Raw genomic sequence first — 4,815 nt, forward strand, 5'->3', positions numbered from 1 at the left:
TCCCATCTCTTTCTACCTTTCACCTCACCCGCGCTCCCCCCCCCCCCCCCCCCCCCCCCCCCCCCCATCCCCCCCCCCCCCCCCCCCCTCCCCCCCCCCCCCCCCCCCCCCGGTGCAGGACCGTCGACTACAGCACCGTCGACTACAGCACCTTCGACAGGAACGACTTCGTCCGCTCGTGCTGCGGGTTGCCGAGCACCTCGCGCGGGTGGCCGGATTCGACCACCACGCCGTTGTCCATGAAGACCAGCGAGTCGCCGACCTCGCGGGCGAAGCCCATCTCATGGGTCACGACGACCATCGTCATGCCGTCCGCCGCCAGGTCCTTCATGACGTCCAGGACGTCACCGACCAGCTCCGGGTCGAGGGCCGAGGTCGGCTCGTCGAAGAGCATCAGCTTGGGCTCCATCGCCAGCGCACGGGCGATGGCGACGCGCTGCTGCTGGCCGCCGGAGAGCTGCGAGGGGTAGTTCCCCGCCTTGTCGGCCAGGCCGACGCGGTCCAGTAGCTTGGTCGCGCGCTCGCGGGCGGTCGCCTTGGACTCGCCCTTGACCTGGATCGGCGCCTCCATGATGTTCTCCACCGCGGTCATGTGCGGGAAGAGGTTGAAGCGCTGGAAGACCATGCCGATGTCGCGGCGGCGGGCGGCGACCTCGCGGTCGCGCAGCTCGTAGAGCTTGCCGTTGTGCTCGCGGTAGCCGACCAGTTCGCCGTCGACGGACAGCCGGCCGGCGTTGACCTTCTCCAGGTGGTTGATGCAGCGCAGGAACGTCGACTTGCCGGAGCCGGACGGGCCGATCAGGCAGAAGACCTCCCGGGGCGCGACCTCCAGGTCGATGCCCTTGAGGATGTGGGCCGCGCCGTAGGACTTGTGGACGCCCTCGGCCAGGACCATGGGGCCGCCACTGGTGCCCCCGGTCTTGCTCGTGGTGGTCTTGCTGGTCATCCGACACCTCCGGCGGAGCGGTTGAAGCCGCCGGCCAGCTTCGCCTTGGCGCGCTGGAGCGGAGTGGGCGGGAGCTGGCGGCTGGAGCCGCGGGCGTAGTAGCGCTCAAGGTAGTACTGCCCGATGCTCAGCACCGTAGTGGCGATCAGGTACCAGGCGGCGGCGAGGATCAGCATCTCGACCACCACACCGGAGTCCCGGCCGACGTTCTGGGCGGCCTGGAGCAGGTCGTAGTACTGGACCGCGATCACCAGCGACGAGGTCTTCAGCATGTTGATGACCTCGTTGCCGGTCGGCGGCACGATCACCCGCATCGCCTGCGGCACGATGATCCGGCGCAGCGTCTTGCCGTGGCTCATGCCCAGCGCGTGCGCCGCCTCGGTCTGGCCCTCGTCGACGGCGTTCAGACCGGCCCGGCAGATCTCCGCCATGTACGCCGCCTCGTTCAGGCCGAGGCCCAGCAGCGCGCACAGGAACGGGGTCATGAAGTCCGACCACTCGTCCTTGTAGATCGGCATGATGTCGATGTACTGGAAGACCAGGCCGAGGTTGAACCACAGGAACAGCTGGACGTAGACCGGCGTACCGCGGAAGAACCAGATGTAGAACCACGAGACGGTCGAGGTCACCGGGTTCTTGGACTGGCGCATCACGGCCAGGATCACGCCGAGCACGATGCCGATGACCATCGAGAGCACGGTGATCAGCAGGGTGTTGCGCAGACCCTTGAGGATGTCCGCGTTGAACATGTACTGCGGGATCGCGCCCCAGTTGACGTTTCCGGAGGCGAAGGCCCGCACGAGCAGCGCGAGCACCCCGATGACGACGATCGCCGCGACCCAGCGGCCGTAATGGCGGACCGGGATGGCTTTGATGGGCTCGGGCTGGGGCGGCGGAGCGTCCGCCGGCGGCTGGGCCGACTTGTCGACGTCAACTGACACGGATGTTGCCTTTCAGCGTTCGGCGGGGTGGCCGGAGGGGACGGGACGGCTGCCGGCGGCTCAGTTGCCGCTGTTGAGCTTCACTTCCTTGACCGCCGCGTCCTTGACGTCCCACTTGTCCAGGACCTTGGCGTACGAGCCGTTCTTGATCGTGAGTTCCACCGCGGCCTTGAGGGCGTCGCGCAGCTTCTCCTGGCCCTTGGGGACCGCGATGCCGTACGGGGCCGCCTTGAGCGGGGCGCCGCCGACCATCTGGAAGTCCTTGCCGCCCCCGGAGACCTTCACCGCGTACGCCGCGACCGGGTAGTCGCTGGAGACGGCGTCCACACCGCCGGTGCGCAGCCGGGTCTGGGCCTCGGAGTCGTTGTCGAACGCCTCGATGGCGATCGGCTCCTCGTCGTTCTTCTCGCAGGCCTTCGACTTGTCCTTGGCCAGGTCGTGCGAGACGGTGCCGCGCTGTACCGCGAGCTTCTTGCCGCACAGCGTTTCCCAGCCGTCGATGCCCTTGGTCTTGCCCTTCTGGGTGTAGAGCGAGACGCCGACGTTGAGGTAGTCGATGAAGTCGACGCCCTGGCCGATCTTCTTGCCGGTGTTGCTGTCGATGCCCTCCTGGCGCTCCTTGGTGTCCGTCATCGCCGACATCGCGATGTCGTAGCGCTGGGACTTCAGGCCGCCCATGAGGGTGTCGAAGGTGGCGTTGTTGAAGTTGAGCTTGATGCCCAGGGCCTTCTCCATCGCCGCCGCGAGGTCCGGGTCGATGCCGGTGACCTTGCCGTTCGTACGGAACTCCACCGGCTTGTACGTGATGTCCGAGCCGACCTGGAGCAGGCCGATCTCCTGCACGTCCTTGGGCAGCAGCTTGAACAGCGGCGCGTGGACGTTGCGGTTCTTCTGCGCCTCTCGCTTGGCGACGGCCGCGTCCGTCTGGTCGCCGCAGGCGCTGAGGAGCATCAGCGAGGCGGTGACCGCCGCCGCGGCGGCCACGGCTGTGCGCGACCTGCCGGCGGCCCTGCGACGGGTGGTGCTTGCGGTCATGCTGTTCCTCCTGCGGATGGAGAAGCCGACGTGGCGGAGACGTGACAAAAGGGCCGGGGGACACCTCTTCGAGCGTCGCGACCTCGGTTGGTGACGGAATCCTGCCATCCGGACTCCGGTATTCGGACTGCCGTTCAGGTCAAAATCGGATAACGGACGGGGAAGGGGAGGTGGCGCCCTTGTGTCGCAAGGGGAAGCCGCCTCCAACGGGGCGCGGGGGGCGTTCGGCGCACTCCGGACGTCTCGGATTCCGGACAGCGGGGCGAGAGCACTTCGGCCGTTTTCCGGTGCTTCGCCGTTATTGTCGGAACCTTGAACCCGAGGGTAATGAATCTGACTCGTCGAGGCCCGCGCCCGTCCGGTAGAAATGTTCGTTACACCCCTCATCCGGGGCTCAGGGCGCGTGTGCGGCGCGCCCGGCGTCCGTACCTCCCCCTGCGGGGCGGCCATCCGCCCACACAGGGCGCGGACGCGGTGCCCGCCCACTCCTCAACCAGGGAGTGGCCACCCTCAGCAGATTTACGAATAAAGGGGTAAGACAAGTGGCAGCGGAGATCGTCAATCCTCGCAGCGACGGAAATACGGGCGCGGACGAAGGCACGGGCACGGCGCCCGACGGAACCTTCGATCCCGCCTTCGCGCTGCATCGCGGCGGCAAGATGGCCATCCAGGCGACCGTGCCGGTCCGCGACAAGGACGACCTGTCCCTCGCGTACACGCCGGGCGTCGCCAAGGTGTGCAGCGCCATCGCCGAGCAGCCCGAGCTCGTGCACGACTACACATGGAAGTCCCAGGTCGTCGCAGTCGTCACGGACGGCACCGCGGTGCTGGGCCTGGGCGACATCGGCCCGGAGGCCTCCCTCCCCGTGATGGAGGGCAAGGCCATCCTCTTCAAGCAGTTCGGCGGTGTGGACGCGGTGCCGATCGCGCTCGCCACCACCGACACCGACGAGATCGTGGAGACCGTCGTGCGGCTCGCGCCGTCCTTCGGCGGCGTCAACCTGGAGGACATCTCGGCGCCCCGGTGCTTCGAGATCGAGCGCCGCCTGCAGGAGGCGCTGGACATCCCGGTCTTCCACGACGACCAGCACGGCACGGCCGTGGTCACGCTGGCCGCGCTGCGCAACGCCGCCAAGCTCACCGACCGCTCGCTCGGCCAGCTGCGGGCGGTCATCTCCGGCGCCGGCGCGGCCGGTGTCGCCATTGCCAAGATCCTCATCGAGGCGGGCATCGGCGATGTCGCGGTCTGCGACCGCAAGGGCGTGGTCTCCACGGACCGCGGCGACCTCACGGACGTCAAGCGCGAGGTGGCCGGCTTCACCAACAAGGCGCAGCTGACCGGTTCGCTGGAGCAGGCGCTGGACGGCGCCGACGTCTTCATCGGGGTCTCCGGCGGCACGGTGCCCGAGGAGGCGGTGGCGAAGATGGCGAAGAACTCGCTGATCTTCGCGATGGCCAACCCCACCCCGGAGATCCACCCCGACGTCGCGCACAAGTACGCGGCCGTGGTCGCCACCGGGCGCAGCGACTTCCCCAACCAGATCAACAACGTGCTGGCCTTCCCCGGCATCTTCGCCGGCGCCATGCAGGTGCGGGCCTCGCGGATCACCGAGGGCATGAAGCTCGCCGCCGCCGAGGCGCTGGCCGCCGTCGTCGCCGACGAACTCAGCGCCGACCGGGTCATCCCCTCGCCGTTCGACGAGCGGGTCGCCCCGGCCGTCACCGCCGCCGTGGCGGCAGCGGCCCGCGCCGAGGGCGTGGCGCGCCGCTGAGCGCTTCCGTCGTACGCCAACGGGCCGGGGGGGGGGGGGGGGGGGGGGGGGGGGGGGAGGGGGGGGGGGGGGGGGGGGGGGGGGGGGGGGGGGGGGGGGGGGGGGGGGGGGGGGGGGGGGG

At 69.3% G+C, this 4,815-nt stretch carries 4 protein-coding genes; 1 reads left to right on the forward strand and 3 read right to left on the reverse strand.

The window, feature by feature from the left end:
• Nucleotides 1-142: 142 nt before the first annotated feature.
• Genes AC0680_RS34565 through AC0680_RS34575 form a run of 3 tightly spaced genes read right to left on the reverse strand, consistent with a single transcriptional unit; the run spans nucleotide 143 to nucleotide 2,922 of the window.
• Nucleotides 143-895, reverse strand: a complete 753-nt coding sequence (locus AC0680_RS34565) for an amino acid ABC transporter ATP-binding protein (RefSeq protein ID WP_384434212.1) — start codon at nucleotides 893-895, stop codon at nucleotides 143-145.
• 47 nt (nucleotides 896-942) lie between these two features.
• Entirely contained in the window at nucleotides 943-1,887 is a 945-nt protein-coding gene (locus AC0680_RS34570) for an amino acid ABC transporter permease (RefSeq protein WP_478636828.1), read from the reverse strand.
• 60 nt (nucleotides 1,888-1,947) lie between these two features.
• Nucleotides 1,948-2,922, reverse strand: coding sequence for an ABC transporter substrate-binding protein (locus AC0680_RS34575; protein WP_478636830.1), 975 nt, complete (start codon nucleotides 2,920-2,922; stop codon nucleotides 1,948-1,950).
• Nucleotides 2,923-3,464: 542 nt separating this feature from the next.
• Here AC0680_RS34575 and AC0680_RS34580 point away from each other — a divergent pair.
• Nucleotides 3,465-4,694: an NAD(P)-dependent malic enzyme gene (locus tag AC0680_RS34580; protein WP_384434000.1), complete on the forward strand. Its 1,230-nt coding sequence runs from the start codon at nucleotides 3,465-3,467 to the stop codon at nucleotides 4,692-4,694.
• Nucleotides 4,695-4,815: the final 121 nt, after the last annotated feature.

This window comes from Streptomyces sp. NPDC043738 (assembly GCF_056436545.1).

Bases quoted from the DNA above. Each gene is read 5' to 3' on its own strand.
- AC0680_RS34565 (WP_384434212.1), bottom strand. From the start codon at position 895: ATGGTCCTGGCCGAGGGCGTCCACAAGTCCTACGGCGCGGCCCACATC.
- AC0680_RS34575 (WP_478636830.1), bottom strand. From the start codon at position 2,922: ATGACCGCAAGCACCACCCGTCGCAGGGCCGCCGGCAGGTCGCGCACA.